At 67.3% G+C, this 25,305-nt stretch carries 27 protein-coding genes; 7 read left to right on the forward strand and 20 right to left on the reverse strand.

Translation table 11 applies throughout. The features are described 5' to 3' along the window. Window positions 1-7 precede the first annotated feature (7 nt). Window positions 8-1,177: a bifunctional 2-methylcitrate synthase/citrate synthase gene (gene prpC, locus T336_RS0113560; protein ID WP_026432967.1), complete on the reverse strand. Its 1,170-nt coding sequence runs from the start codon at window positions 1,175-1,177 to the stop codon at window positions 8-10. A 201-nt stretch (window positions 1,178-1,378) separates the two neighbouring features. Here prpC and T336_RS0113565 point away from each other — a divergent pair, with 201 nt between their 5' ends. Next, complete coding sequence (locus T336_RS0113565; protein WP_026432968.1) at window positions 1,379-2,821, forward strand: short-chain fatty acyl-CoA regulator family protein; 1,443 nt, start codon at window positions 1,379-1,381, stop codon at window positions 2,819-2,821. Here the strand turns inward: T336_RS0113565 and T336_RS0113570 are convergent. Then, complete coding sequence (locus tag T336_RS0113570; RefSeq protein ID WP_035226014.1) at window positions 2,770-3,525, reverse strand: ABC transporter ATP-binding protein; 756 nt, start codon at window positions 3,523-3,525, stop codon at window positions 2,770-2,772. The two genes, T336_RS0113565 and T336_RS0113570, sit on opposite strands and share 52 nt — an antisense overlap. Between T336_RS0113570 and T336_RS0113575 the strand changes: the two genes are divergently transcribed. Continuing rightward, window positions 3,524-4,588 (forward strand): M14 family metallopeptidase, encoded by a 1,065-nt coding sequence (locus T336_RS0113575; RefSeq protein ID WP_244883942.1) that lies wholly within the window; start codon window positions 3,524-3,526, stop codon window positions 4,586-4,588. The genes T336_RS0113570 and T336_RS0113575 overlap by 2 nt on opposite strands. A 21-nt stretch (window positions 4,589-4,609) precedes the next feature. Here T336_RS0113575 and T336_RS25195 read toward each other — a convergent pair whose 3' ends face one another. The 7 genes from T336_RS25195 to T336_RS26700 are packed head-to-tail and all read right to left on the reverse strand — an operon-like array spanning window position 4,610 to window position 10,959. Next, entirely contained in the window at window positions 4,610-5,668 is a 1,059-nt protein-coding gene (locus T336_RS25195) for a class II aldolase/adducin family protein (protein WP_035226017.1), read from the reverse strand. 35 nt (window positions 5,669-5,703) lie between these two features. Further along, entirely contained in the window at window positions 5,704-6,468 is a 765-nt protein-coding gene (locus tag T336_RS0113585; RefSeq protein WP_019700234.1) for a class I SAM-dependent methyltransferase, read from the reverse strand. After that, entirely contained in the window at window positions 6,455-8,086 is a 1,632-nt protein-coding gene (locus T336_RS0113590; RefSeq protein ID WP_026432971.1) for a B12-binding domain-containing radical SAM protein, read from the reverse strand. The genes T336_RS0113585 and T336_RS0113590 overlap by 14 nt, the downstream gene beginning before the upstream one ends. 9 nt (window positions 8,087-8,095) lie before the next feature. Continuing rightward, a complete protein-coding gene (locus tag T336_RS0113595; protein WP_035207278.1) occupies window positions 8,096-8,788 on the reverse strand; it encodes an SDR family NAD(P)-dependent oxidoreductase in 693 nt (230 codons plus the stop codon). Then, entirely contained in the window at window positions 8,772-9,932 is a 1,161-nt protein-coding gene (locus T336_RS25200; protein ID WP_244883943.1) for a hypothetical protein, read from the reverse strand. Before T336_RS25200 ends, T336_RS0113595 begins: the two co-directional genes overlap by 17 nt. Continuing rightward, a complete protein-coding gene (locus T336_RS0113605) occupies window positions 9,925-10,740 on the reverse strand; it encodes an ABC transporter permease (protein WP_244883945.1) in 816 nt (271 codons plus the stop codon). The genes T336_RS25200 and T336_RS0113605 overlap by 8 nt, the downstream gene beginning before the upstream one ends. Window positions 10,741-10,791: 51 nt before the next feature. Continuing rightward, the gene (locus T336_RS26700) at window positions 10,792-10,959 is read right to left on the reverse strand and encodes a hypothetical protein (RefSeq protein WP_017438123.1); all 168 of its coding nucleotides are present in this window, start codon (window positions 10,957-10,959) and stop codon (window positions 10,792-10,794) included. 200 nt (window positions 10,960-11,159) lie between these two features. Between T336_RS26700 and T336_RS0113615 the strand changes: the two genes are divergently transcribed. Continuing rightward, a complete protein-coding gene (locus T336_RS0113615; protein ID WP_026432973.1) occupies window positions 11,160-11,969 on the forward strand; it encodes an SDR family NAD(P)-dependent oxidoreductase in 810 nt (269 codons plus the stop codon). A 35-nt stretch (window positions 11,970-12,004) separates the two neighbouring features. Next, window positions 12,005-12,421: a lactoylglutathione lyase gene (gene gloA, locus T336_RS0113620; protein ID WP_019700228.1), complete on the forward strand. Its 417-nt coding sequence runs from the start codon at window positions 12,005-12,007 to the stop codon at window positions 12,419-12,421. Between the two features lie 143 nt (window positions 12,422-12,564). On the opposite strand, the gene T336_RS0113625 is transcribed toward gloA, so the two are convergent. The 7 genes from T336_RS0113625 to T336_RS0113655 all read right to left on the reverse strand — a co-directional run bounded on the left by T336_RS0113625 (window position 12,565) and on the right by T336_RS0113655 (window position 19,068). Beyond that, a complete protein-coding gene (locus T336_RS0113625) occupies window positions 12,565-12,777 on the reverse strand; it encodes a hypothetical protein (protein ID WP_026432974.1) in 213 nt (70 codons plus the stop codon). Between the two features lie 50 nt (window positions 12,778-12,827). Beyond that, on the reverse strand, window positions 12,828-13,481 hold the full coding sequence (eda, locus tag T336_RS0113630) for a bifunctional 4-hydroxy-2-oxoglutarate aldolase/2-dehydro-3-deoxy-phosphogluconate aldolase (RefSeq protein WP_026432975.1): 654 nt from the start codon (window positions 13,479-13,481) through the stop codon (window positions 12,828-12,830). Further along, the gene (edd, locus tag T336_RS0113635; RefSeq protein ID WP_026432976.1) at window positions 13,472-15,325 is read right to left on the reverse strand and encodes a phosphogluconate dehydratase; all 1,854 of its coding nucleotides are present in this window, start codon (window positions 15,323-15,325) and stop codon (window positions 13,472-13,474) included. The genes eda and edd overlap by 10 nt, the downstream gene beginning before the upstream one ends. A 205-nt stretch (window positions 15,326-15,530) precedes the next feature. Further along, entirely contained in the window at window positions 15,531-16,547 is a 1,017-nt protein-coding gene (locus tag T336_RS0113640) for a TRAP transporter substrate-binding protein (protein ID WP_026432977.1), read from the reverse strand. An 82-nt stretch (window positions 16,548-16,629) separates the two neighbouring features. Continuing rightward, window positions 16,630-17,910 (reverse strand): TRAP transporter large permease, encoded by a 1,281-nt coding sequence (locus T336_RS0113645; RefSeq protein WP_026432978.1) that lies wholly within the window; start codon window positions 17,908-17,910, stop codon window positions 16,630-16,632. A 10-nt stretch (window positions 17,911-17,920) separates the two neighbouring features. Further along, window positions 17,921-18,442, reverse strand: a complete 522-nt coding sequence (locus tag T336_RS0113650) for a TRAP transporter small permease (protein WP_019700222.1) — start codon at window positions 18,440-18,442, stop codon at window positions 17,921-17,923. Then, window positions 18,439-19,068, reverse strand: a complete 630-nt coding sequence (locus tag T336_RS0113655; RefSeq protein WP_026432979.1) for a gluconokinase — start codon at window positions 19,066-19,068, stop codon at window positions 18,439-18,441. The genes T336_RS0113650 and T336_RS0113655 overlap by 4 nt, the downstream gene beginning before the upstream one ends. A 145-nt stretch (window positions 19,069-19,213) precedes the next feature. On the opposite strand from T336_RS0113655, the gene gntR reads away from it, so the two are divergent. Further along, window positions 19,214-20,254 carry an HTH-type transcriptional regulator GntR gene (gene gntR, locus T336_RS0113660; RefSeq protein WP_019700220.1) on the forward strand — a complete coding sequence of 347 codons (1,041 nt, stop codon included), beginning with the start codon at window positions 19,214-19,216 and terminating at the stop codon, window positions 20,252-20,254. A gap of 77 nt (window positions 20,255-20,331) precedes the next feature. Here gntR and T336_RS0113665 read toward each other — a convergent pair whose 3' ends face one another. From T336_RS0113665 to T336_RS0113680, 4 genes are all read right to left on the reverse strand, one after another. Further along, window positions 20,332-20,661: a type II toxin-antitoxin system RelE/ParE family toxin gene (locus tag T336_RS0113665; protein ID WP_026432980.1), complete on the reverse strand. Its 330-nt coding sequence runs from the start codon at window positions 20,659-20,661 to the stop codon at window positions 20,332-20,334. Then, the gene (locus tag T336_RS0113670) at window positions 20,658-20,924 is read right to left on the reverse strand and encodes a ribbon-helix-helix domain-containing protein (protein ID WP_026432981.1); all 267 of its coding nucleotides are present in this window, start codon (window positions 20,922-20,924) and stop codon (window positions 20,658-20,660) included. The genes T336_RS0113665 and T336_RS0113670 overlap by 4 nt, the downstream gene beginning before the upstream one ends. Window positions 20,925-21,212: 288 nt before the next feature. Then, window positions 21,213-21,704 carry a DUF2165 family protein gene (locus T336_RS0113675; RefSeq protein ID WP_035226020.1) on the reverse strand — a complete coding sequence of 164 codons (492 nt, stop codon included), beginning with the start codon at window positions 21,702-21,704 and terminating at the stop codon, window positions 21,213-21,215. Between the two features lie 31 nt (window positions 21,705-21,735). Then, on the reverse strand, window positions 21,736-22,269 hold the full coding sequence (locus T336_RS0113680) for an OmpA family protein (RefSeq protein ID WP_019700216.1): 534 nt from the start codon (window positions 22,267-22,269) through the stop codon (window positions 21,736-21,738). Between the two features lie 17 nt (window positions 22,270-22,286). Between T336_RS0113680 and T336_RS0113685 the strand changes: the two genes are divergently transcribed. Further along, entirely contained in the window at window positions 22,287-22,937 is a 651-nt protein-coding gene (locus T336_RS0113685) for a gamma-glutamylcyclotransferase (protein ID WP_084151432.1), read from the forward strand. 185 nt (window positions 22,938-23,122) lie between these two features. Beyond that, entirely contained in the window at window positions 23,123-25,297 is a 2,175-nt protein-coding gene (locus T336_RS0113690; protein WP_026432984.1) for a hypothetical protein, read from the forward strand. Window positions 25,298-25,305: the final 8 nt, after the last annotated feature.

Consider the following 25,305-nt stretch of genomic DNA (forward strand, 5'->3'; position numbering starts at 1 on the left):
GGCGTGCTCAGCCGCGTGCCTCGATGGGAACGAAGGTGCGGTCTTCCGGGCCGGTGTAGTGGGCGCTGGGGCGGATGATCTTGTTGTCCAGGCGCTGCTCGATCACGTGCGCGGCCCAGCCGCTGGTGCGCGCGATGACGAACAGCGGCGTGAACATCGCGGTGGGCACGCCCATCATGTGGTAGCTGACGGCGCTGAACCAGTCCAGGTTGGGGAACATGCGCTTGGCCTCCCACATCACGGATTCCAGCCGTTCGGCGATGTCGAACATCTTCGTCGAACCGGCCGCCTGCGAGAGACGCCGGGCCACGCCCTTGATGACGACGTTGCGCGGGTCGCTCACGGTGTACACCGGGTGGCCGAAGCCGATCACCACCTCGCGTGCCTCGACGCGGCGGCGGATGTCCGCTTCGGCTTCGCCGGGGGTGTCGTAGCGCTTCTGGACTTCGAACGCCACCTCGTTGGCGCCGCCGTGCTTCGGGCCGCGCAGCGCGCCGATGGCACCGGCGATGGCCGAATGCATGTCGCTGCCGGTGCCGGCAATCACGCGGGAGGCGAAGGTGGATGCGTTGAACTCGTGCTCCGCGTACAGGTTGAGCGAGGTGTGCATGGCACGCACCCACCCGTCGCCCGGCGGCTGGCCGTGCAGCAGGTGCAGGAAGTGGCCGCCGATGGAGTCGTCGTCGGTCTCCACGTCGATGCGCCTGCCGTTGTGGGAGAAGTGGTACCAGTAAAGCAGCATCGAACCCAGCGACGCCATGAGCCGGTCCGCGATGTCGCGGGCGCCGGGCAGGTTGTGGTCGTCCCTCTCGGGCAGCACGCAGCCCAGCACGGACACGCCGGTGCGCATCACGTCCATGGGATGGGCCGCCGCGGGAAGGGCTTCCAGCGCGCCGACCACGGCGTCGGGCAGGCCGCGCAGGGCCTTCAGCTTCGCCTTGTAGGCCTTCAGTTCGGCACGCGTGGGCAGTGTGCCATGCACCAGCAGGTGCGCGATTTCCTCGAACTCGCAGACCTCGGCGATATCCAGGATGTCGTAGCCGCGGTAGTGAAGGTCGTTGCCGGTCCTGCCGACCGTGCACAGCGCCGTGCTGCCGGCAGTGACGCCCGAGAGGGCGACGGACTTCTTGGGCTTGAAGGCGGCGACGGTGCCGGTTTCCGCGGTCGTGGTGCTCATGCTCATGGGTGTGTCTCCAGTTCAGGCAGGAACGGTCGATGGGTTCGCCCGCCATTCGACAGTTCTCTGGGGTGTTGGCATGATTCGCAATTTACGCAGAACCTGGTCGCTGGAACAGGGCTGAAAAAGCGAATTTTTGCGAACAAGCTGCTTGCGGTTGCGAATCTTGCGAACCACCACGAGATACCTGGAACACATGCGATGAAGAAAACATTCATGGGCGTGAAGCTGCGCAAGCTGCGCGCCGAGCACGGGCTGTCGCAGATCGCTCTGGCGCATGCGCTCGGGTTGTCTCCCAGCTACCTGAACCAGCTCGAGCAGAACCAGCGGCCGCTCACCGTATCGGTACTGCTGAAGATTCACCGCACGCTCGGGGTGGACATCCAGGAGTTCTCCGAGGACGAAGAGGCGCGGCTCGTCGCCGGGCTCCGGCAGGCCCTGGCGGACGCCGCCGAGCCCATCGCACTGCCCGAGCTGCAGGAGGTCGCGGCACAGATGCCGGCACTCGGGCGCGCCGTGCTGGCGCTGCATCGCCGCCAACTCGAGGCCGTCGAGCGCAACGAGATGCTGTCGCTGCGGCTCGGAGACGGACGCCCGGACGCCGCCCTGCCCGTCGCGATGCCGTTCGAAGTGGTGCGGGACTTCTTCTTCGCCCACCAGAACCACTTCGATGCGCTGGACCGTGTCGCCGAATCCCTGGCAGCCGAAGCCCGCGCCGAAGGCGGAAGTTTGGCCGAATGGCTGGTCCGGCGGCTCGGACAACGGGGCGTGCGCGTCGAGCGCGCGGACGATGCCCGGCACAGCAAGCGCAGCTTTTCTCCCGAGCGCCAGATCCTGCAGCTCGCGCCGGGGCTGGACGATGCGCAGCGGGCATTCCAGTTGGGCACCCAGCTGGCGTTGCTGGAGCATGCCGGCGCCATCGACCGGCTGATCGACCTGCCGCAGTTCGCCGGCGATGCCGCATCGCACAAGCTGGCCCGCATCGGCCTGGCCAATTACTTCGCTGGCGCCCTGCTCCTGCCCTACGGCCCCTTCCTGGAAGCCGCAGAAGCGTTGCGCTACGACATCGAGCTGCTGCAGCAGCGCTTCCGGGTCGGCTTCGAGACCGTCTGCCACCGCCTCAGCACGCTCCAGCGGCCGGGCGCGCCCGGCGTGCCGTTCTTCTTCGTGCGGGTGGACCGGGCCGGCAACATCTCCAAGCGGCAATCGGCCACCCATTTCCACTTCAGCCGCACGGGCGGCACCTGCCCGCTGTGGAACGTGTACGAGGCTTTCGGCCAGCCCGGGCGCATCCTGGCCCAGCTCTCGGCGATGCCGGATGGACGGCGCTACCTCTGGATCGCGCGCACCGTCTCGCGCGGACAGCACGGCTACGGCTCGCCGCGCCAGACCTTCTCCATCGGGCTCGGCTGCGACGTGCGGCATGCGCCGCGCCTCGTGTACGCCAAGGGCCTGGACCTGCAGGGCCCTGAAGCGGCCACGCCCATCGGCATGGGATGCAAGGTGTGCGAGCGCGAAGCCTGCCCCCAGCGCGCATTCCCTTACGTGGGCCGCGCGCTGGAGGTGGACGAGCACCACAGCCGGTTCGCTCCCTACGGGTTCGCGGGCACCGGCCAGGCCTCGGAGGTGGACAGCCGTATGTAGAGTTCGTCCAGGTCCGCGCAGCCGTACCGCTGCCTGAGCACCTCGGGCGCGCCATAAGCGACGACGCGGCCTCGCGCGATGAACAGCACTTCGTCGCACAACTCGCCGATGTCGCGCATGTTGTGCGAGGCCAGCACGACCGTGGTGCCGCCGATCCGCTTGGCATTGGCGATGGATGCCCGTACGGATCTGGCACTTACCGGATCCAGCGCCGCGGTGGGCTCGTCCAGCAGCACGACCTGCGGAGCGTTCACGAATCCCTTGGCAAGCAGCACCTTGGCCCGTTGACCGGCCGACAGCGTGTTGACGAACCGGTCCCCGAGCGACGGATCGACCCCGAAGTCGGTCATGCTTTGCTCCACCCGCTCCCGGACGCGATCCAGACCGTACAGGCGAGCGAAGAGCAGCAGCAATTCCCGGACTTTCAGCCCGCCTGGCAGGTCCATGTATGCGGACATGAAATTGATTCTCGCCAGGATGTCCTTCGGCCGCTTCGCGATATTCTTTCCCAGGATCGTTGCCGTGCCGCAGGTAGGCACGACCAGGCCTGCCAGCATGCACAATGATGTGGTCTTCCCGGCGCCGTTGTGGCCGATCAGTCCAAGGCACCTGCCGCTGTCGACCTCCAGGTCGAGACCGTGGACGGCAACGTGGTTGCCATAGCGCTTTCCGAGTCCGCGCAACACAATAGGACGTATCGTCATGGTTTCCAATGGGCTTTGCTTCGATGGCACCGCATCACACATGGCGCAGCATGGCCGCACCGTCTTTGCCCGGCTGCAGAGCCAGCCCCTGGCAGACCGGCGCTGGTTCCACTGGAGAATTTCCAGCAGCCACTGCTTCGACCGTGTGGTCCTGACCAACGCGGGGGAACTGCTCTTTGCGGAACCTACGCCGCGCATGACCGCGGTGGCCCGCTTGCCTGCGGGCGAATGGCGGAATCTGGATGGCCGGGCGATCGACCAGGATGGCCTGGCTTTCACTCTGGACAAGGAGACGACCGAAGTCGAGATCGCCCATTCGATCCCTTACTCCGCGCCCGCTGCCGCCACCACGGCGTGGCAGTGGATTTTCGACAGGCCGGAGCAAGCCGAGCTGCCAAGAATCTCCGTGCTCCGTGGAGCGGCCGGCCGGCCGGAGACCACCCATTGGGTCGTCTGCAGGCAGCACCCCGTGGAAACGCTGGCTTCGCACTTCGCGCAGGCATTGCAGGCAAGAATCCACGCCGACAGCCCCGTGCCGCCCTGGACATGGGCCGTCGTGCCGGTTGCCAATCCGGAAGGCTGCCGCCTCGGCACGTCCCGGCTGAACGGGCAAGGGATCGACATGAACCGGTGCTGGGGCGTGCCGGGGCAACCGAGGGAGGTCGGCCACCTGCTCGATGGAATGAGGGAACTGGGATGCCACTTCTTCCTGGATGTCCATGCCGATGAGCAGTGCGCGCAGCCCTACCTGCACCTGGGAGCGGTGAACGCGGCGCCTGCGTCGCCGGCGGCGCAGCGCGAGCGCGCGTTCAAGCTGGCGCTCGAACGTGCCCTCGGTGGTGCACCGCTCGCGACCTACGACGAAGCTCCAGGCGGGCTCACACGCGGTCTGGGCGCCTACCACGTCCACCAGACCCATGGCTGCCCCGCAATCGTGCTGGAGATCCCGATGCAGCGGGACGTGATGGCTGAACCGCTCGCAAGCGACACGCTCGCCCGGATCGGTGAACTGGCCGATGGCGTTTACAGGGCGATCTGCGTCACCGGTGGTACGCACCGCTGAGGCGTCCACGGACGGCGCGGCTCAAAGCGCCTTCCCGGGCAGGCCATCCTGCTTGCGCGGCCCGCTCCGCTCGCAGCAGCCGGCAAGGAAATCCAGCAACCGCGTGTCGGCTGCGGGGCCGCGGCCCCAGAACACTTCTCCGTGTTCTTCCATGATGACGAAGCCCTCGCCCTCGCTCGTGATCTGCTCGGAGAGCACATCGCCCAGGGCCGGTTCGCCATAAGGCATCTCCGGCACACGGCACCACTCGGCGTATGCAGCATTGCGTGTCCAGCGGTCGCTCGCATGCGTGTGGATGACGGCGGTCACATCGGCCCGTCTTTCCAGCAGCACCGCTGCCTCGACGGCATCGGAGGACGGGAGGAAATCTCCGACATACTGGATGGCGTTGCGGACGCGGTCATAGCCGGTCACCCAGGAGATCCGCCGCAGATCCAGCCCATCCTTGTATGTCTTGGTGGCGGTGATCAGGAAACCGTCGCCGCGACGCACCAGGAAGTAACCGTCCGAGGCCGACCGGTGGTAGAGGTGGTGCTCGTCAAACATGCGGGACGCCTGCTCGAAGAATCTGCGCTCGCGCGGGGTGAGTTCGACGCTGCCGGGCTGCCTTTGCGCCGCATACTTGATGCGGACCGAGTCGCACACGCTGTTGTCCGCGATCTTCTGGTCGGACACCCAGGCACGCGATGCGTCGAAGCGGTCGGGCCGCAGAAAATTCACGCGATCCGCGTACCTGACCTTCGCCGCCTCGATCGTGTCGCGCATCGACAGCATCTCGGCCTCGTCCCTATAGGCGAGTGCGATGCTGACCTGCGTGTAGCTCTCGAGGTGGCGGGCGATGACAGGTTCGACAGTGGTGTCGAACGGCCTGTCGGCAACGATGATGGCCAGCGAATGGCGCACGTCGCACGGTGGTGGCTGCCCGCCCTCCCCCAACAGGCAGGTGGACAACGAGAACCCGTACTTGTCGGAGTTCTCGAACAGCTTGTTTCGCAACTGCTCACGGCTGCCGTCGGCCGGGAACGCCGCGCAAACAACGACTTCGCTGCGATGCAGGGGCCTATCGTATTGGTATCGCAAGATTTCCTCCTTCGTGGTGGATACGGATCGCGGGATCAGGCGATCTTTCTGAAGATGGCGAGCAACGAGCCCGGAAACTCCTCGACCGACAACGGCGCCTCCGCGAACGCGACATGAGGCACGCCCCGGCAGGCGAACCGCAGAGACTCCTGCGTATGCAGGTGCTCCACCGATGTGAAGATCCGCGGCTCGGGGTGGTCATCCACCTCCAGCCGGACATCCATCTCCGCGATCCAGCCTTCCTGCCGGAGGCGGACCGGCCCGAACGGCCACTCGACGCTGCCCCGGGCACCGGAAGCCGTGTGGAATCGCCGCGTCTTGATGTCCAGGTCATCCAGGTGATTGAGGAATTTCCGGGGGTCATGCAGCTCCGCGACGAAGAGGCCATCGCGGCGCAGGACGTTCGCGCAGGCATGCAGCAGGGTCGCTGCTTCATCGTTCGAAAGGTAGCCCAGCGAATACCGCGGAGCGATGACGATGTCCATGGAGCCCGCCCCGACCTCCTCCGGCAGAGAAGGCAGGCGTGAGATCAGGTACCGCAAAGGCGCGGCACCGGCAGCCAGCTCGGCCATCGCGGGAGCGCTGTCGATAGCCGTCGCCGCTCCGAAGCCTTCGGCAACGAACGCGCGGGAATGTTCGGCAGGCCCGGCGAACAGCTCCAGGGCATGCAGGCTGCCCGCACGCCTACCGTGCATCTCGACAATCCGCCGGATCTGGGCGGTGAAATCGCGGTCTTTCGAGAAACGGGCGTAGGCATCGGCGAAGGCGCCGTACAGTTCGTCGATGTCAACGGGCTGCATGGATCGAAATGTATTTTTGAGTGTGTCCCGTCCAGTAATCCGCGGGGATGGGCGGGATGACATCGTCCCAGTACTCGGCGGGTTCGAGCTTCCGGACCTCCTGGCGGTAGTCCAGTTGGCTCGCATGTCCCTCATAGGTGGCGAAGGCACACAGTGCAGGCGGCAGCAGCCGCTTGTAGAAGCCGCCGATGAGGTCGAAGAGTTCGTCCCGGGCGCTGTTGAGCATGTCGAGCGTGAGCTCTCGCGCACGTGCCTGCTGCAGGAAGTGCTGCATCGCTTCCAGGCAGAAGTAGGGCAATACGCTGAACCAGTCTTCGATGCGCTGCTGATCGCCCTGCGTGCAATGCCGCCGCAGGCCATTGAGCTCGGTGACCTTTGCGCTCCACTCGTAAGCCAGCAGTCGATAGATCTCCATGAGTGGTTCCAGCGCAGGATCGAAAACCGCTCCGCGCGCAGCAGGCGCCTTGATGGCGACGTCCAGCGCCGCATAGGTTCTCGGGGACATCGGCCGTGCATCCTCGGCCTTCCAGCTGCTTTCGAAACTGAACGAGAAGAACGGCATGCCGAGGAACCGCTGGTTGCGCTCGTAGATTTCGGCGATGCGATCGAGGTTCAGGGCCAGGCTTTCGAGCGTTGTGTTCCGGTTGAACAGGATGAAGCTCAGGTCCATGTAAATCCCGCTGCCGGCCAGGTGGCGGATCGTGCGACGAAGAATCTCCGAGGTGGTCTTCTTCTTCAGCACGGCGAGGTCCTCGTCGAGCAGCGATTCGACACCGATGAAGACGCTCACCAGTCCCGCGCGCTTCAGCAACGCGAAGTCGCCGAAGTTCGACAAGGTGTCTGCCCTCGCATAGATCTTGAAGCCGATGGCAGGAAAGCTCGCCGCGATGTTCTCCAGCAGTTCGGAGATCTGCGGATAGTCGCGTTGATCGGCGCCGAAGAACTCCGAGTCGTTGAAGACGAAGTGGCGAACGCCGAGGTCGTAGTAGGCCCGGATGTCGGCCAGGACACGAGAGACGGGCCTGCGCGTCCAGCGTTTCGGGTAGTTGACCCCGGAGTTGATGAAGCAGAACCTGCAGGGGAAATGGCATCCCCGTGTCGTCTCGATCGAGGCCTTGACCCGAGGCAGATGGTCAGGCTGGACCGCCTGGGTGGACAGATACGGCCTGAGCTGGAGATCACCGTCGAAGGCCGGGCCGTCATCGGGGATCCCGAGCATCCTGGCAAGCGACCGCTCGTCGTGGATCGATGTCCGGAGCCGATCCCCGAATGCGGTGCCGAGACGCCGGAACTCTCCGTTGTCCGGAAGCCGCCCTGTCTGCCCGTAGAGGATGACCTGCGCATCGGTCTGCTCCAGCAGGCCGCTGGCGATCCTCAATGCATAGAACACGTTGTCGCCCGTTTCCCGGCAGGAAACGACGTAGTGCGTCGCGGCGGACGCTTCGACGATCTTCTCCAGGCTCAGCGTGCGATCGATGTGGAAATCGTAAACCCTGGGAGCCACGCATCCCGTCGCGTCCAGGTAGCCGAGCCAGTAGGAGATGATGGCGTCCTCCCGCACGTCGAGATCGTTGTACCGATAGGTGTGCGGTGGACGAATGATGGCGATGTTCGGCATGGAATCCTCCTAGACGTCGGTGTCTTCGATGGCCGGGACGACGAGCTCCTTCACCAGGGTCGGGTCGTCCAGCGAGAGAATGCAGCGGATCAATTGGTAAATGTCGTCCGGCGGTATGCGCGCCGGGTGGGACGACTGGCCGCTCTGGTCACTGCGGATCGATCCCGGAGACAGGCAGGTGACATGCAGGCGCAACGGCCTTCCCTGTTCGCGCAGCGAATGCGTCAGGCCGCGCAACGCGAACTTGGATGCGACATACGCACATGACGTGCTGCCGGAGTTGTCGAGGCCGCTGGTTGATCCGATAAGGAAATAGTGGCGCCGGCGGGGTGGCATTGCAGCGCACAGCGCGAGCAACCGCTGGCCGATGATCAGCGGTGCCGTGATGTTCGTGGCGACGATGCCGCGAACCTCCTGTTCAGAAGCGCGCTCGAAGCCTTGCCGCTCCCAGATGCCCGCCACATAGATGATGCAGTCGTAGTCGGCCCGCTCCATATCGGCGGTCACCGACGCCAGTCCTGCCTCCTGCGTGAGGTCTGCGGTCAGGATGCGTCCGGCCTGCTCGGCGTCGTTGCCGTCGAAGCGCCTGGCGACGGCGGTCACGGTGTGGCCGTCCGCGCCGAAGGCGCCCAGCAGGCTGCGGCCCAGGCCGCGGGATGCGCCGAGAATCAATACCTTGTTCCGGTCAGGGGGTGTCTTCATTTTTCAAAGCCTCGCGCAGGGTGGCATGGGCATGGCGGTTCAATTCGACGGTGCGTCTGAGCAGATGGCAGTCCACTCGCTGGTCTCGTGCCGCTCGGTACGCGGAGCGGAATTCCTGGTCGTAGAAAAGCGCCAGCTTCGCCATGTCGTGCGACTGCCCCCATGAGAGGTAGCCGATCGTGCTGGCGCTGTATTCGGCCAGTTCGATGTCGCACAGCAGTTCGAAGGGTTCGGATGGATCGGGTTTGCGAAAGCCTCCGTCGTAATCGATCAACTCGATCCGTCCGGCGGGAGTGACGAGGTCATTGCCGAACCACGCACTACCGCGTCCACGGACATAGCCGGCGTCGTGCAGCTTTCGATAGGCTGAACCCGACGCCTGGGCCGTTTGCGCGACGAGCGTTTCGTCGCAGCGAAAGGAGGTTGGTGCCCCACCGCATCGTTGAGGCACCTCCATGAACAGATTGCGCTGGCGGTCGAATGTCAGCCGGCGCGCCTCGATCTGAGCAGCCAGTGCGCACGACGCGGCCTGGAGAACGACCTCGTCCGCCCGCACATCGCTGCTGGCCTCGTACACGATTGCGCCGAAACGGTGCTGGCCCTGATCGCCATCGAGCGGCTCCGTCACCACGAAAATTCCCAGGGGCCGGTATGCCGTCAGCAGCCCCTCCGCCCGCAATTGCTCGGCCACGAGCAGTTCCACCGCAGCACTTGAAAGTCCCATGAGGCCCGCGAAGGCGAGGTCTGCGCATCCGCGGGCCGCATCGCCCGCAGGCACCACGTGCTCGCCAGTCAGCCCGAGGTCCGCAAACCCGCATCGCTTGATCTTGAGACTCGACGACGGTCCGGGCAGCAGCGCGGAGCCCGCCCCGCTGGAGAGCCCCGTCGCATCTGCCATGCACGGCGGCACGGCCTTTCCCTTGATGGGCAAGCCGCCCAACCGGACCACCTGCCGCATCGCATCGTCTTGTGCGGCAGCGCCCCGCGCTTGCACGAAATGTGCCTGCAGGGAGATGCCGAGCACGACCCGCCGGCGAAATGCGAAATCCGGCCAGTCGCAGGATTCGACAAGGGAGCGCGAGCGCCGCCAGCCGCTGGACAGGCCCCATGCCCAGTCGGGATGGTGCAGACTGAAACTAGTCAACGGGACCTCCGTCCAGCAATCCGCTTTTTCGGGTGTTCTCGAACATCGCGAGAAAGAGCGTCAGGCCGATGGCAAGCCAGGCACTGGCGGTGGCAGCGACCATGGTCAGGGTGCCGTCCATGATGGCCCCCGTGGCGAGCAGCTCTCTGACGCAGTCGAAGACGTAGGTCGTCGGCAGCAGTGCGGACACCCATTGCAGCCCCAGGGGAAGCGCGGAGGTGGGATACAGGACACCGGACAGCGGGGCAAGCGTCAGTACCAGGGCCCACGAAAGAATCTCTGCGGCGATGCCCCAGCGCAGGATGACACCGGACATGATCAGGGACACGGCTGCCGAAGACATCAACGCGAATACGGTCACGACCAGCACGGAGCCGCGCAGCTCGATGTAGTCGGACCAGCCTGCGCCCAGGGCGACGGCCACGGCAATGCCGATTCCGAGCACCGCGCGCACGAGTCCCACGATGAAACATCCGAACATCATTTCCAGCGGCGTCAGAGGCGTTGTGAAGAGTTGCGGCAGAGCGCGGCCCCACATCTCCGTGAACAACGACATGACAGTGCCCTGCTTGAACCTGAAGATGATTTCCCACATGAGGTAGGAAACGAGCAATGTGCTTCCCAACGTGGGCAGGGACTTGGCGCTGAGGTAGTTCTTGAAGATGACCCACTGCATCAGCGTGGCGGTAGGCATGTACACGGACTCCACCAATCGTGGCCAGGACCGCAGCAGCACCACCAGGTGGCGCACGCTGATGGCAGCGATGCGCATCAGCGATGCCTGCAGGGGGCGCATGGTCGATTGCATGGATGTGGCGGGATGGATGAAAGGGATGGGGTGACCCCCATCCCGGCAGGCTTACGGCCCGGTGACGACGTCAACGAAGACGTCGGTGACTTCGCGGCGTGTCTGGGCGTCCAGTTCTGCCTGCAGCTGCTGGGTGGCCTGTGCTACGTCGGATGCAGCCAGCGCACGGCGCAGGGCGCGCTCGACCAGGTCGTCTTTGGAAACCAAGCTAGTGCTCATTCGTTTGCTCCTTTGGGTTGGAAAAACACCCCGATGAATGGGGCGTTGCCAGTATGGATACGAAAAGGGCGCCCGCGTACTGTCGTGCTGGGAGCGAACGTTATGCATACCATTCGCCATCTCGATGAAACCTGGAACGGATGGCGCCGCACGCCATGGGATGCACCATGCAGTGCGATGCCGCCCGCTAACATCGCACCATGCACAAAGCTCATACGAACTTTCACGTTTCCGGCGCGGTCTCCTTCGGCCACGCGGACCGCATCTGCATCGTTACCGGAGGCGCCCAGGGCATCGGCGAAGCCTGCGCGCGGCGCTTCGCCCGCGAAGGCGCGCGGGTGGTCGTCGCCGACGTGGACGACGCGCGCGGCAGCGCCCTGGCCGCGGAGCTTGCGCAGGCGCTGTACGTGCGCTGCGACGTGGGCGACAAGGCCCAGGTGGATGCGCTGGTCGCCCGCGTGCTGGAGGCCCACGGCCGCATCGACGTGCTGGTGAACAACGCCGGCATCTTCCGGGCGGCGGATTTCCTGGACGTGAGCGAGGAAGACTTCGACGCGGTGCTGCGCGTGAACCTCAAGGGCTCGTTCCTGGTGGGCCAGGCGGTGGCCCGTGCGATGGCGGCGGCGGGCCGCGGTGCCATCGTGAACATGAGCTCGGTGAACGGCGTGCTGGCCATCCCCACCATCGCCAGCTACAACGTGAGCAAGGGCGGCATCAACCAGCTCACGCGCGTGATGGCCCTGGCGCTGGCAGGCCGCGGCGTGCGGGTGAATGCGGTGGCCCCGGGCACCATCGCGACGGAGCTGGCCGCGCAGGCCGTGCTCACCAGCGACGATGCCCGCGCCCGCATCATGAGCCGCACGCCCATGGGCCGGCTGGGCGAGCCCGGCGAAATCGCCGATGTGGTGGCCTGGCTGGCCAGCGATGCCGCCAGCTATGTGACGGGCGAGATCGTCACGGTGGACGGCGGGCGCATGACGCTCAACTACACCGTGCCCGTGGGCGGCTGAGCGCCAGGTTTTCGATCTCGCGGCACAATCGGCGCATGCGATTCCTCCACACGATGCTGCGCGTTGGCAATCTCCAGCGCTCGATTGACTTCTACACCCAGGTGCTGGGCATGCAACTGCTGCGCACATCCGAGAACCCCGAGTACAAGTACTCGCTGGCGTTCCTGGGCTTCGACGGCGGCAACCCGGGCCAGGCCGAGATCGAACTCACTTACAACTGGGGCACCGAGAGCTACGACATGGGCACGGCCTACGGACACATCGCCCTGGGCGTGCCGGACGCCTATGCGGCCTGCGAGAAGATCAAGGCCGCGGGCGGCAATGTCACGCGCGAGGCCGGTCCGGTCAAGGGCGGCACGACAGTGATCGCCTTCGTGACGGACCCGGACGGCTACAAGATCGAGTTGATCGAGCGCAAGAGCGACGTGGGCGCTGGCACCGGCCTGCGCTGACGCGGTCTCCAGGAGCGGCTAACACGACCCTTCTGGCGTCGTTGCCGCATCTTGTCGTACTACCCGTACTGCCTGCGATACGGCGCCTAGCCAGAACCGCTTCGCTGGGTCGTGTTAGCCGCTCTATCGCCGCGGGGCACGCTTCACAGGGTGTGCCCCGCGTCGAGCGCCGGCGGGCGCAGCAGGTCCGCATTGACCCCCATGGCCTCGCTGGCGCGCTCGACCGCCTGCCAGAGCGGCGCCGGCATGCGCAGGATGTCCTCCGGCGAATCGGCCTGGGCGATCCAGGCGTCGATCTGGTGGTGCTGCTCTGGGGTGAGCAACTCGAGGTTCAGCATCTCGTCGATGGTCTTCATGGCGACAGTATCGCCAACCGCGCGGGCTGGCGACATTTCCTTTCCTGTCGTCAGCGTGCCGGACGCAGTGCCGCAGCGGCCCGGGCCAGTTCGGTGACGCGTGCCCAGTCGCCCGCGGCCAGCGCGTCGCCGGGCACCAGCCACGAGCCGCCCACGCAGGCCACGTTGCCCAGCGCCAGGAAGTCCGCAGCATTGCCCGGCTGGATGCCGCCCGTGGGGCAGAACACCACGTCGCCGAATGGCCCCTGCCATGCCTTGAGCATGGCCAAGCCGCCGGCCTGCACGGCCGGAAAGAACTTCAGGGCGTTGAAACCTTCTTCCTGCGCCATCATGATCTCGCTGCCGGTGGCCACGCCGGGCAAAAGCGGCAGGCCCAGGTCGCGGCAGGCGCGGCCCACGGCGGGCGTGAAGCCCGGGCTCACGGCGAAGCGCGCGCCCGCGCTGACGGCGGCCTGGGCATCGGCCGCGCTGCGCACGGTGCCGGCGCCGACCACGGCCTCGGGCACGTCTTTGGCAATGGCTTCCATGCAGGCCAGGGCCTGGGGCGTGCGCAGCGTCACTTCCAGCATGCGGATGCCGCCGGCCACCAGCGCGCGCGCCATGGGCACGGCATGCGCCACGTCGGTCAGGACGATCACCGGAATCACCGGCGCGTCGCGCATCACGTCCTGCGCGGTCAAAGTCCCTTGTCCGTTCACAGCCATGAGCAGGCCCCCTCTTCCGCGCTGAGCGCATTGCGCCGGAATCCGGCAAACAGTTCGCGGCCCCAGCCGTGTCCGTCGGCACGGGCCAGTTCCTCGGGCTGGGTGGCCGGCACGCGGACCGCCCACTCGGCCGGATCGACCAGTGCATTCAGCGTGCCGGCCACGGCATCCAACCGCACGATGTCGCCGTCCTGCACGCGCGCCAGCGGCCCGCCTGCCAGCGCTTCGGGCGAGACGTGGATGGCGGCCGGCACCTTGCCGGAGGCGCCGCTCATGCGTCCGTCCGTGACCAGCGCCACGCGGTAGCCCTTGCCCTGCAACACGGCCAGCGGCGGCGTGAGCTTGTGCAGCTCGGGCATGCCGTTGGCGCGCGGGCCTTGCCAGCGCACCACGCAGACCAGCCCCTTCGACGGGTGCGCTTCGCAGGCCCGGTCCAGCTCGCCGGCCTGGAAGGCCTGCTGCAGCTCGGCCTGCGAGGCGAAGACGCGCGCAGGCGCCTCGATCACGTGGTGGTCTTCTGGCACTGCCGAGACCTTGATCACGCTGCGGCCCAGGTTGCCGTCGAGCAGCTTGAGCCCGCCGATCGGGCTGAACGGTGCATCCGCCGGGCGCAGTACGCCGTCGTCGCCGCTGGCGCCGATGGGGGCCCAGGTGAGTTTTCCGGTGCCGGGGGCAGCGGCGTCTTCCACCGGTAGCCGGGTGTATTCGCGCAGGCCGCCAGGCCGCACGGTGAGCACGTCCTCGTGCATCAGGCCGGCGTCCAGCAGTTCGCGGATCACGTAGCCGGGGCCGCCGGCCGCCTGGAACTGGTTCACGTCGGCGCTGCCGTTGGGATAGACGCGCGCGAGCAGCGGCACCACCGCCGACAGTGCCGCGAAATCGTCCCAGCCGATGGCGATGCCCGCGGCGCGGGCAACGGCCACCCAGTGGATCAGGTGGTTGGTGGACCCGCCGGTGGCGAGCAGCGCCGCCATGGCGTTGACGATGCAGCGCTCGTCCACGATGCGGCCGATGGGCGCGCACGGCGCACCGGGCTGGCCGAGCACGGTGCGGGCGGCCTCGCGCGTGAGTTCGGTGCGCAGTGCCTCGCCGGGGTTGACGAAGGCGGTGCCGGGCACGTGCAGGCCCATGGCTTCCATCAGCATCTGGTTGCTGTTGGCGGTACCGTAGAAGGTGCAGGTGCCTTCGCCGTGGTAGGCGGCGGATTCGGCGGCGAGCAGCTCTTCGCGGCCGACCAGGCCCTGGGCGGCCTGCTCGCGCACCTTGGCCTTGGCGCTGTTCGAGAGGCCCGAGGTCATGGGCCCGGCCGGCACGAACACCGTGGGCAGGTGGCCGAAGTGCAGCGCGCCGATCAGCAGGCCGGGCACGATCTTGTCGCACACGCCGAGCATGAGCGCGGCGTCATAGACGTCGTGCGACAGCGAGACGGCGGTGGCCATGGCGATCACGTCGCGGCTGAAGAGCGACAGCTCCATGCCGGGCGTGCCCTGCGTGACGCCGTCGCACATGGCCGGCACGCCACCGGCCACCTGGGCCGTGGCGCCGTGCTGGCGGGCCACCTCCTTGATCAGGTCGGGGTAGTGGCGCAGCGGCGCGTGGGCCGACAGCATGTCGTTGTAGGCATTGACGATGCCGATGTTGCGCGCGCGCTCGGCGACGACGCGGAACTTGTCGTTGCCCGGCATGCCCGCGAAGGCGTGGGCGACGTTGGCGCAGCCCAGGCGGTCGGCGCCGCGGTCGCGCTGCGCATGGAAATCGAGCTGGGCGAGATAGGCCGCGCGCGTGGGCGCGCTGCGCTCGCGGATGCGTTCGGTGACGGAGTGGACGGTATCGTGGAGTGGCATGGCGGTGTGTGGGGCGGTGCCTTGCAGGATCGACGTGGGAGGGGGGGCGGGAGAACGCAGGCGGGGCCGCGGCTCCCATGGCTGGAATCGTACGCCTTTCGTGTGACCCGCGAGTGTAGGCCGAGGCGAGGGCCGCGGACGCATGCGGCCGGGGTCGGCCGCATGGCTGGTTCGCGCGCGCCCTGCCCCGCCTGCGCCCCGCGCCTTACTGGCCGCCGCGGGCCTGCTTGACGGCGGCCTGCACCGCGTCCCAGGTCTCCTGGCCCACCGACTTGGCGATGCCGGCGTTCACCGAGGTGAGCTTCTCGCGCATGCGGTTGGCCTCGGCCGCGGGCAGTTCGTTGACCTGCATGCCCTTGGTTTTCAGGTCGGCCAGGGCCTTGGCGGCTTCCTCGCGCGTATCCTTGCGCTCGAAATCGCGGCTCTTCACGGCGGCATCCTGCAGCACCTTCTTCTCTGCGGGGCTGAGGGTGTCCCACCACTTCTTGCTCACCGTGACGATCCACGGGCTGTAGACGTGGTTGGTGACGGTGAGGTACTTCTGCACTTCGTAGAACTTGCTCGACACCACCGTGTTGAACGGGTTTTCCTGGCCATCGACGGCGCGCGTCTCCAGCGCGGTGAACAGTTCGGAGAACGGCAGCGGCACGGCGTTGGCACCCAGGGCCTTGAAGCTGTCGAGGAACACGTTGTTCTGCATCACGCGCAGCTTGATGTCGCCCATGTCTTCCAGCTTGGTGACGGGACGCTTGCTGTTGGTGAGGTTGCGGAAGCCGTTCTCCCAATAGACCAGGCCGACCAGGCCCTTGGGTTCGAGCCTGGCCTTCACCTTCTCGCCGACGGGGCCGTCGAGCACTGCGTCGGCCTCCTTCACGTTGGCGAAGAGGAAGGGGGTGTCCCACACGGCCATCTCGGGCACGATGCCGACCAGTGTGGCGGTGGAGCCGACCATCATCTCCTGCGCGCCGCCGATGAGCGCCTGCTGCATCTGCGTGTCGGAACCCAGCGAGGCGTTGCCGATGGCGCGCACCTTCATCTTGCCGCCCGTGGCCTTCTCGACCTCCTGGGCGAAGAAGCGCACGGCGCGCCCCTGGTTGGAGTTGTCCACCAGGCCGTAGCCGAAGCGCACGATGCGCGGCTTGAAATCCTGGGCCTGGGCGACGGACGCGCCGCTGGCGGCGATGGCGGCCACGAGCGTGGCGAGGGCGAAACGGATGCGCATGGTGTTTGTCTCCTGGATGAAAGTGGGAAAGCAGCGAAAACGGGAAAAGCGGATCGTTACGCGTGATGGACGGCATGCAGGCTCAGTGCAGCCAGCCCAGCGGGGCGGTGATCATCTGCGGGAAGATGACGAACAGGACCAGCAGCAGCACGTACACCAGCAGGAACGGCGTGGTGCCGCGGATGACGGTCTCCATGCGCAGCCGGCCCACGCCGGCCACCACGTTCTGCACGGTGCCCACGGGCGGCGTGATGAGGCCGATGCAGCCCACATAGATGAACATGAAGCCGAAGTACACCGGGTCTATGCCGGCCTTGACGGCGAGCGGCACGCACACGGGGCCGAAGATCAGGATGGTGGGCGTGAGGTCCATGGCCGTGCCCACCACCAGCAGGAACACCATCATGAGCGCCATGAACAGCACGGGGTTGCCCATGACGCCGGCGAAGCTGCCGGCCAGCAGGTTGGGCAGGTCGGCCAGGGTGATCATGTAGGCGGTGACGGTGGCCGCGCCGCAGAGGAACATCACCACCGCGGTGGTCTTGCCTGCTGCCAGGAACACCTCGTAGAGCCGGGCCCACGTCATTTCGCGATAGACGAACATCGAGACGATGAGCGCATACACGGCTGCCACCACGGCGGCTTCGGTGGGCGTGAAGATGCCGCCCTTGAGCCCGCCCAGGATGATGACCGGCATCATCATGGCCCAGAAGCTGTGCAGCAGTGCGCGCATCCGGGCGCCCCATGCCACGCGCTCCATCGCCGCCAGCTGGTGCTTGCGCGCGATCCACCACCAGGCGGCGATGAGGAAGATGCCCATCATCAGCCCGGGGAACACGCCCGCCAGGAACAGCTTGCTGATCGAGGTGTTGGTGGTCACGCCATAGATCACGAACGGCATCGAGGGCGGGATGATCGGCGCGATGATGCCGCCCGATGCCAGCAGGCCGGCGCTGTAGCTGGACGGGTAGTTCTGCTGCCGCATCATCGGCAGCAGGATGGTGGCGAGCGCCGCCGTGTCGGCGATGGCCGATCCGCTCATCGACGCGAGCAGCACCGCCGCGCCGATGGCCACGAAGCCCAGCCCGCCGCGGATGTGGCCGACGAAGGCGCGCGCCAGGTCGATGATGCGGCGCGAGAGCCCGCCCGCATTCATCAGCTCGCCTGCCAGGATGAAGAAGGGCACCGCCAGCAGCGGGAAGTTGTCGAAGCCCGCCTGCAGGTTCTGCGCCAGCAGCTGGGAATCGAAGAAATCCAGGTGCCACATCAGGGCAACGCCGGTCAGGATCAGCGACTGGGCGATCGGCATGCCGATGGCCATGCCGCCGATCAGCACGCCGAGGAAGATAAGGGTCACGACCATGGCGGCTCCTTCACTCGATGGTGGCGTCGCCGCCCGCATCGTCGCCGGCCGGCCGGCCGCGCACCAGGTCCAGCACCAGCGCCACCAGCAGGCCCACGGCCAGCACCAGCGTGGCCGCCGCGCCGAGGGCGAGCGGGTAGCCCAGCACGGTGCTGTAGCTCTCCATGCCGGCCACCACCTGCGCCCACGATCCCTTGAGCAGCAGCACCATGCAGAGCGCCACCAGCGCCTGGCTCACCCAGAAGAGCAGCTTGCGCGGCGCGCCCGAAAGGCGCGCGGTGAGCATGTCGAAACCCAGGTGCTTGCCCTCGAACGCGGCCACGATGGTGCCCACGGCCACCAGCCAGACGAACAGCAGCCGCGAGATCTCTTCGTACGACACGATGCTGGTGCCGAAGGCGTAGCGCAGCACCACGTTGACGAACACGGCCACGACCATGCCGGCCAGGGCCAGCACCATGAAATGCTCCGCGATGCGCTGGAGCGCGGGTTTGCGGCGCGCGGGTGCGCCAGCGCCGGGGTGGTCGGTCATGCGGTGTCTCCGGAAGGGGCCGGCGCACGGGAGGCGCCTGGGGCGTGGGGGGATGGCTCGGCAGCCTCTGCGCCGCCGTCGCCGTGCATCCAGTGTGCGATGGAGGTGCCCAGGTCATGGATGGGCCGCGTGGCGTCCAGCGCCAGCACGCCGGCCTCGCCACGCGGGGATTCCAGCGTGGCGAACTGGTTGGCGACCAGCGTGGGCGAGAAGAAATGGCCCGGCCGGTGGCTGACGCGCGCGAGCGCATGGTCGTAGTCCAGCTCCAGGAACGCGAATCGGAGCCCGGGTGCCGCGGCACGCAGGTGGTCGCGGTAGCGGCTGCGCAGGGCCGAGCAGGTCAGCACGATGCCGCCCTGCCCCGCTCCATCGCCGGGGTGGACGGCATGGGCCAGGAGGTGGGCAAGCCGGTCCAGCCAGCCGGCCCGGTCCTCGTCGGTGAGGGGCTGGCCGGCGCGCATCTTGGCGACGCTTTCGGGGGAATGGTAGGCGTCGCCTTCGTGCAGGGTCCAGCCCAGCAGTGCGGCGGCCTCGGCCGCGACGCTGGACTTGCCGCAGCCGGAAACGCCCATCACCACCACGGCGGGCAGCGTTTTGCTTTGGATAGCGCTATCCGTTGAGTTCATAAAAATCGCGAAGGCCTCTTTTCGGAAGCCAGCCGCGTCGTCTCCGTCGAATGGATGAGGTAAATCGCCTTGCCCTGTCGTTAACCCTGAGCAAGATAGCGCTATCCTAGAACACAATGGCGGCCAGACCGATCCGGATTAACCCTTGAACGATTCCGCCCTGCCCCGCCCCCGACGGGCCCGCCGCGCCAGCGGCCGGGTCACCCTGGATGACGTGGCCCGGCTCGCGGGTGTGAGCCCGATCACCGTCTCGCGCGCGCTGCGCCGCGAGCGCAGCGTGGACCCGGCCCTGGCCGAGCGCGTGCAGGCCGCCGCACAGGAACTGGGCTATGTGCCCGATCCGGCCGCACGCGCCCTCGCCTCGCAGCGCAGCACCCAGGTGCTCGTGCTGGTGCCCATGCTGTCGAACACGCTGTTCGTGGACCTGCTCGAGGCCGTGCACCGCACGCTGTTCCCGCAGGGCTTTTTGCCGCTGATCGGCGTGACCCACTACGATGCGGCCGAGGAAGAGGTGCTGCTGCGCACCTACCTGCCGCACCGGCCCGCCGGCCTGCTCGTGACCGGATTCGACCGCAGCGAGGCTGCGCGCCAGCTCATCGCGCGCAGTGGCGTGCCCTGCGTGCACCTGATGGAGACCAGCGAAGCGCCCGGCGTGTACTGCGTGGGGTTTTCGCAGCTGGAGGCGGGCGCCGCCATCACGCGCCACCTGCTGGAGCGCGGCCGGCGGCGCATCGCGTTCTGCGCTGCCCAGCTCGACCCGCGCACGCTGCAGCGCGCCGAGGGCTACCGCCGCACGCTGCGCGAGGCCGGGCTGTACGACCCGCAACTGGAAACGCTGAGCCCCGAGGGCTCTTCCATCGCGCTCGGGGCGCGCCTGTTCGAGGAAACGCTGCGGCGCGCGCCGGACGTGGATGCGATCTTCTTCTGCAACGACGACATCGCGCAGGGCGGCCTGCTGGCCGCCAGCCGCTGCGGCGTGCCGGTGCCTGAACGGGTGGCCGTCGCCGGTTTCAACGACCTTGCCGGCAGCGACCAGATGGTGCCGCCCCTCACCACGGTGCGCACCCCGCGCGGCGAGGTCGGCCGGGCCGGCGCTGCGATGCTGCTGGGGTTGATGCACGGGACGCCGCCCGCACGGCACTGTGTGTCGCTCGACTACGAGCTCATTGTTCGCGGCAGCACCTGACGCTGGTCCGGTGCTGCAAAAAAGCTGCTGGACACTGGGATTTCGTTATCGCCAAGTCCTCTACGCTCACCACGCTTTTAGTGCCCAAGATGGGCGTCATCAGGCTCCTCCTGGAGCAAGCTCTCATAATCCTGCCCGCCGTAGAAAATTCCCAATATCGAGACGCGTGACGAGTCCACGGAGAACGCGATAACGGAGCGCTTCCGGTAGTGGGTAACTCTGAGGCCGGGACGCACATCATCGCGCTTCGTTCCCCGCAGTGGAAACTGCGCGAGGCCCTCGCAATAGTCGACGATGGCATCGGTGTAGCGCGCGGCAACCTCGAGGGATGCAACACGGGCGATGTAGCGGTACAGCTCCAGCAGCTGGGTCTGCGACTCTGGAGAGAAAACAACTTGGTGCGTCATTCCTTGAGGCGTTCCGCAGCAAGGCGCGCGCGGATGCTGTCAGCGGAGAGTCCGCGCCCCGGATCTGCGGCCAGCGCATCGTAGGCCGTGCCGACTTGGCCATGAAGCCAGCTCTCGACAGCGCGATCACGCGCCAGCAGCGCACGCAATCCTTCTCGAATCACCTCGCTCTCGCTGGCATATGCCCCGCTGGCAACTTTTTCCTTTACCACTGCCGCTATGCTGATAGGCAGTGTGATGCTCATCTGTTGCGTCGTCCGCATGGCCATTCCTTTCCGTTCGATAGGATTTAATCACATCATACGCCGCTCACTGCTGAACGGCGGTCATGGCGGCGGTACTGATCTGCTCGGATGGTTGCAAAAAATAGATACGCCCTGCCGAGTCCCACTGCCAGCTTGGCACAGGCGTACCAGAAGCGCTTCCGCGTCGGCCGTTCATCCCGAGCACTTGATCGGATCGAGGCCGGAGCCTTCGCTTCGGGCGCGGAAAAGAAAAAGCCCGGCGGACCGGGCTGTGGTGTTCACGACTCTGCTCTGGCGGCCGTACCGCTAGGTATTTTCGTTCTGCGCGACGTAGATGAGCACCACGCCGATGCACACGATGAAGCGGAAGGCGGATTCGACGCCGTTCCACTGCGGCGACTGCCACATCAGGAACCATTCGCCCGCGACGGTCATGAATCCGAAGAACCAGACGAGCAGGAAGAGTGTCAGGCCGCAGACCGCGAGCGTCTTGGCCCGCGCGAAGGCCGCAGTTGCGCTGCGCAGTTGCCGCAAGAGCGCGATGGCACCGGCCAGGCACAACGCTCCGGTCACCAGTTCCCCGGCGATGATGAGCCAGTAGGCGGCATGGTGCAGGAGCGGCGAGGAGATCGCACGCCCCATGAGCCGGTTGCCCGGAAACGTCGTGTCCATGAGCAGGACGTGCCGGGTGAACTCGAAGTTCGACCCGTAATCGACGATGTTGTTGTAGCCGACGAGCAGGCAGAACAGCGCCACCAGCAGCACCAGGAGCGCTTTCGAGGCCCTGAGGGCGATCATCGCGATCGCTTCCCGCGCCGGCCGGGGCTGATCAAGCCGCGTCCAGCGTCACTTCCACGCGGCGGGCTTCGGCGGCATTGCCGTCGCCCTGGGCGAGTTCGGGCTTGCGCAGCTCGATGCGGTCTTCGGGCGCGCCGGCCGCCACCAGCGCATCGCGCACGGCCTGGGCGCGCTGCTTGGCCAGCTCGGCGTTGGCAGCGGCGTCGCCCGTGGCGTCATGGAAGCCCGAGATCACCACGCGGCGGTTGCCGTCCTTCACTGCGCGCACCACGTCGGCGATGGCCGGGGCCGCATCGGCCGTGAGGTCGGCACGGCCGGACGCGAAGTAGAACTTCACCACGCTGCCGGCCACGACCACGCGTGCGACCTCGTTGCCGGCGATGTCGAGCGTACCGGCCGGAGCCACCACTTCCGCGGCGGGCGCGGGTTCCGCAGCCGGACGGGCGATGCCGCGCTGGACCACCACGGTGCCCACCACGGCGGACACCACGATCGCGATGATCGCGAACAGGAAGCCGAGGGCGAAGCGTTGCTGGCTGTCGTCGTCGGAAGAACTGAAGGCCATGATGGGAAACTCCGTAGATGAATAATGGTGGAATGGACGAAACCGCGAATTGTAGTGGCGCGGCCCCGGCCGCCCTGCCCTCGCCGGTGCGCGATCCGGCGCCCATGCTGGAGCGCGCCCTCGCCGAATGGGGCGGCACGCAGGACCTCTGGATCTTCGGGTATGGCTCGCTCATCTGGCGCCCCGATTTCGAGTTCGCCGAACAGCGCCTCGCGCGCGTGCACGGCTGGCACCGCGCGCTGAAGATGTGGAGCCGCGTGAACCGCGGCACGCCCGAATGCCCGGGCCTGGTGCTGGGCATGTTCCCCGGCGGCAGCTGCCGGGGCATGGTCTTCCGCGTGGAGCGCGCGCATGCCCGGCAGGTGATGATCGACCTCTGGCAGCGCGAGATGCCCACGGGCGTGTACGACCCGCGCTGGCTGCCCTGCTCCACGCCCCTGGGCACCGTGCGGGCGCTGGCGTTCACGCTCTCGCGCAGCAGCCCCAACCATACGGGGGAGCTGTCGGAGGCCGAGTACCGGCGCATCTTCTCGGAAGCGACCGGCCGGTACGGCACGACGCTGCACTATGCCCAGGCCACCTACGACGGCCTGCGCCGCCTGGGCATCGAGGACCGCGCGCTGGCGCGGCTGCTGCGGTTTTCCCCGCAGGATTCCAGCCGCGGCTGACCGGCCTGCGCCACCGGCGCCATTCGCTCCGGCGGCCATCGCTTCGCCGGCCTGCGGGGCGATTTCACCTATCGGAATAGATTGGGGCAAACGGCCATCCAGAAGGCTGTGGCGGCCTGTCCGGCCGTTCCCCGGCGCCTCGCACGAGGCCGGCCCCGCAACCTGATCCTTCCGATAAGAAAACCATGACCTTTCTGCAATTCCCCTCTCTCCGCCGCAGCAGCTCCGCCGGAGAAGCCTCGTCTTCCGGCGCCGCCTCGCCTTCGCAGTCTCCGGTGTCATCCGGCAGCCGCCGGCACGCTTCCGGCGGCCTGACGGAGCCGCTGCTGCGCCAGCGCGCGGCTGAAGAGCCGGACGGCGCGCCCCCGGCTGCTGCGGCCAGTGCGCCGCACCGCAATGCGCGGCTGCGTGGCGCGGTGCTGCGGCAGATGCTCGCCGCAGAGCGCACCCGCGCGGGCCACCGCCTCGCGCAGGCGGATGCATTGCACGGCACCCAGGCCCGCCGCGACGCCCGCACGCAGGCGAACCTGGCCACGCTGGCGCGCCAGGCCGTGCTGCAGGTGCGGCTGAACCGCGTGCAGCGGGATGCCTACGTCGCACGGCTCAAGGAAGTGATTTCCACCGACCAGTTCCAGCACCCCATGGCGCTCAAGGGCGCCGTCGGCCGCGGACCGGACCAGCGCCTGGCCTCCCCGGACAAGGCCATCCAGGCCGTGCTCGACTATGTGCAGGCGAAGCATCCGCAAGAGGCCGCCCGCCTCGACCTGCAGGGCACCACCGAACTGCGGTTGCCGCTGGAGGCCGACATCCTCCTGAACGCCTGGGAGTTCTCCGCAGGCTGCAAGGTACGGGAAATCCACCTGGCCGACGGCGGCACGGAGGAAGCCGACATCGATCTCTCCACCTATGCGGCGCGCGAGGCGATCAAGAAGGGGGCGGCGGCTTTCGGCGAAGAGGCCCGGCTGCGCCCGGTCAGCCTCAAGGACGTGGAGCCCTCCAGCGAAGCGGAGGACGCGCACCTCACGCCGGCTCCCGGGCTGGAAGGGAACCCGGAAAAGCACCCGTTCGCCTTCCTGCAGGGCGTGCGCTACCAGGCAGAGTCGGACCATGCGGACCTGCAGGCACTGGTCAACCGGTGTTTGGGAGCCAGCGATCCCGTCACCCTCGAGCTCCGCGGTCGCATGGGCGCACAGGCCGTCAATGCCGTGCTGACCCAGAAGCAGTTCACGCCCGCCCTGGGCTGGAGCATGCTGGCGAGCCTGGTGGGCAGCGGCGGCCTGGCCTATGCGCTGGACGTCGTGGCCTGGGGCGCGGTGATGGGCCAGGTCTCCGCCGCCCTCGGCGAGGACCATCCCGCGACCCGCATGACGGAAGTGCTGCTGGCATCGCTCACGCCCCTGTTCGCGGAAACCGTGGACTCCCTCGTCATCAAGCGCCTGCTCGGCACGTTCCAGAACGAGCCCCTGCTGCCGGAAACCTTCGCGGAATTCATGGACGACCTGAAGGACTCCGCGATTTCCGGCACCATCGCGGCCCTCGGCTCCATTCCAAACAATGTGGCCGGCCTGACACAGCGCTGGGCCATGGAGCCCGTCAGCATGGTCACCAACCAGATCGCCGTCTCCACCTCGGGTGCCATGGTACCGCGGGAAATCGCGGCGGCCCATGGCGAGATGGCGACGGGGGTCCTGGAGCGCATGAACGAGGGCTTCTTCCCGGCCCCCGGCCTGGAGCCGGCCGCCGAAGCCAGCGAGGCCCAGGCCCGGCGCGCGCTGGCCGACCACGCCATGGCGGACACGCGGGGCGCGCTGGAGGCGGCGCCTGGGCACGGGCTGGCCATCAACTCGATGGGCATCGGCTCGGTGATCAGCCTGCTCACGGGCTTCCTGCCGTTCGACACCATGGCCCGAGCCCACGTGCTGCCGACCGTGGTGCAGAAGATCGTCACCATCATGGTCAACACGCCCACGGAAGTGCTCAGCCTGGGCGCAGGCATCCTGACCGGCAACCACCTCGGCGGCATCGGCGGCAAGCTCACCACGGATGCCGAGAAGAACCGCCGCATCATCGAGCTCATCGCCCACAAGGCGGTCGAGCGGCTCGGGCAGGCGCAGCCGGGCGGGGCCCGGGGCATCGAGATCACCGAGGCGGAACTGCAAGCCATCGAACACCCCTCCCTGGCGCTCACTTTCCCGGCCGGGCGGACCATCGTCAACACGATGAACGGCGTGGCCGACATGGTGTCGCGCTGCTGGGGCGCCCTGCGCGGCGTGCCCGACGAGCGCCCCGGGGAGCAGGTGGACACGGGCGCGCTGCTGCAGCGCATGGCAGGCCAGGGCCGCCATTCCGCGCCGGTGTGACGCAGGCA

This window comes from Paracidovorax oryzae ATCC 19882 (genome assembly GCF_000687165.1).
In the GTDB taxonomy this organism is placed as follows: domain Bacteria; phylum Pseudomonadota; class Gammaproteobacteria; order Burkholderiales; family Burkholderiaceae_C; genus Paracidovorax; species Paracidovorax oryzae.

Coding starts and splice junctions, on each gene's coding strand:
- prpC (WP_026432967.1), bottom strand. CDS start 1,177: ATGAGCACCACGACCGCGGAAACCGGCACCGTCGCCGCCTTCAAGCCC.
- T336_RS0113565 (WP_026432968.1), top strand. CDS start 1,379: ATGAAGAAAACATTCATGGGCGTGAAGCTGCGCAAGCTGCGCGCCGAG.
- T336_RS0113575 (WP_244883942.1), top strand. CDS start 3,524: ATGGTTTCCAATGGGCTTTGCTTCGATGGCACCGCATCACACATGGCG.
- T336_RS0113570 (WP_035226014.1), bottom strand. CDS start 3,525: ATGACGATACGTCCTATTGTGTTGCGCGGACTCGGAAAGCGCTATGGC.
- T336_RS0113585 (WP_019700234.1), bottom strand. CDS start 6,468: ATGCAGCCCGTTGACATCGACGAACTGTACGGCGCCTTCGCCGATGCC.
- T336_RS0113590 (WP_026432971.1), bottom strand. CDS start 8,086: ATGCCGAACATCGCCATCATTCGTCCACCGCACACCTATCGGTACAAC.
- T336_RS0113595 (WP_035207278.1), bottom strand. CDS start 8,788: ATGAAGACACCCCCTGACCGGAACAAGGTATTGATTCTCGGCGCATCC.
- T336_RS0113605 (WP_244883945.1), bottom strand. CDS start 10,740: ATGCAATCGACCATGCGCCCCCTGCAGGCATCGCTGATGCGCATCGCT.
- T336_RS26700 (WP_017438123.1), bottom strand. CDS start 10,959: ATGAGCACTAGCTTGGTTTCCAAAGACGACCTGGTCGAGCGCGCCCTG.
- T336_RS0113615 (WP_026432973.1), top strand. CDS start 11,160: ATGCACAAAGCTCATACGAACTTTCACGTTTCCGGCGCGGTCTCCTTC.
- gloA (WP_019700228.1), top strand. CDS start 12,005: ATGCGATTCCTCCACACGATGCTGCGCGTTGGCAATCTCCAGCGCTCG.
- T336_RS0113625 (WP_026432974.1), bottom strand. CDS start 12,777: ATGAAGACCATCGACGAGATGCTGAACCTCGAGTTGCTCACCCCAGAG.
- eda (WP_026432975.1), bottom strand. CDS start 13,481: ATGGCTGTGAACGGACAAGGGACTTTGACCGCGCAGGACGTGATGCGC.
- edd (WP_026432976.1), bottom strand. CDS start 15,325: ATGCCACTCCACGATACCGTCCACTCCGTCACCGAACGCATCCGCGAG.
- T336_RS0113640 (WP_026432977.1), bottom strand. CDS start 16,547: ATGCGCATCCGTTTCGCCCTCGCCACGCTCGTGGCCGCCATCGCCGCC.
- T336_RS0113645 (WP_026432978.1), bottom strand. CDS start 17,910: ATGGTCGTGACCCTTATCTTCCTCGGCGTGCTGATCGGCGGCATGGCC.
- T336_RS0113650 (WP_019700222.1), bottom strand. CDS start 18,442: ATGACCGACCACCCCGGCGCTGGCGCACCCGCGCGCCGCAAACCCGCG.
- T336_RS0113655 (WP_026432979.1), bottom strand. CDS start 19,068: ATGAACTCAACGGATAGCGCTATCCAAAGCAAAACGCTGCCCGCCGTG.
- T336_RS0113665 (WP_026432980.1), bottom strand. CDS start 20,661: ATGACGCACCAAGTTGTTTTCTCTCCAGAGTCGCAGACCCAGCTGCTG.
- T336_RS0113670 (WP_026432981.1), bottom strand. CDS start 20,924: ATGCGGACGACGCAACAGATGAGCATCACACTGCCTATCAGCATAGCG.
- T336_RS0113675 (WP_035226020.1), bottom strand. CDS start 21,704: ATGATCGCCCTCAGGGCCTCGAAAGCGCTCCTGGTGCTGCTGGTGGCG.
- T336_RS0113680 (WP_019700216.1), bottom strand. CDS start 22,269: ATGGCCTTCAGTTCTTCCGACGACGACAGCCAGCAACGCTTCGCCCTC.
- T336_RS0113685 (WP_084151432.1), top strand. CDS start 22,287: ATGAATAATGGTGGAATGGACGAAACCGCGAATTGTAGTGGCGCGGCC.
- T336_RS0113690 (WP_026432984.1), top strand. CDS start 23,123: ATGACCTTTCTGCAATTCCCCTCTCTCCGCCGCAGCAGCTCCGCCGGA.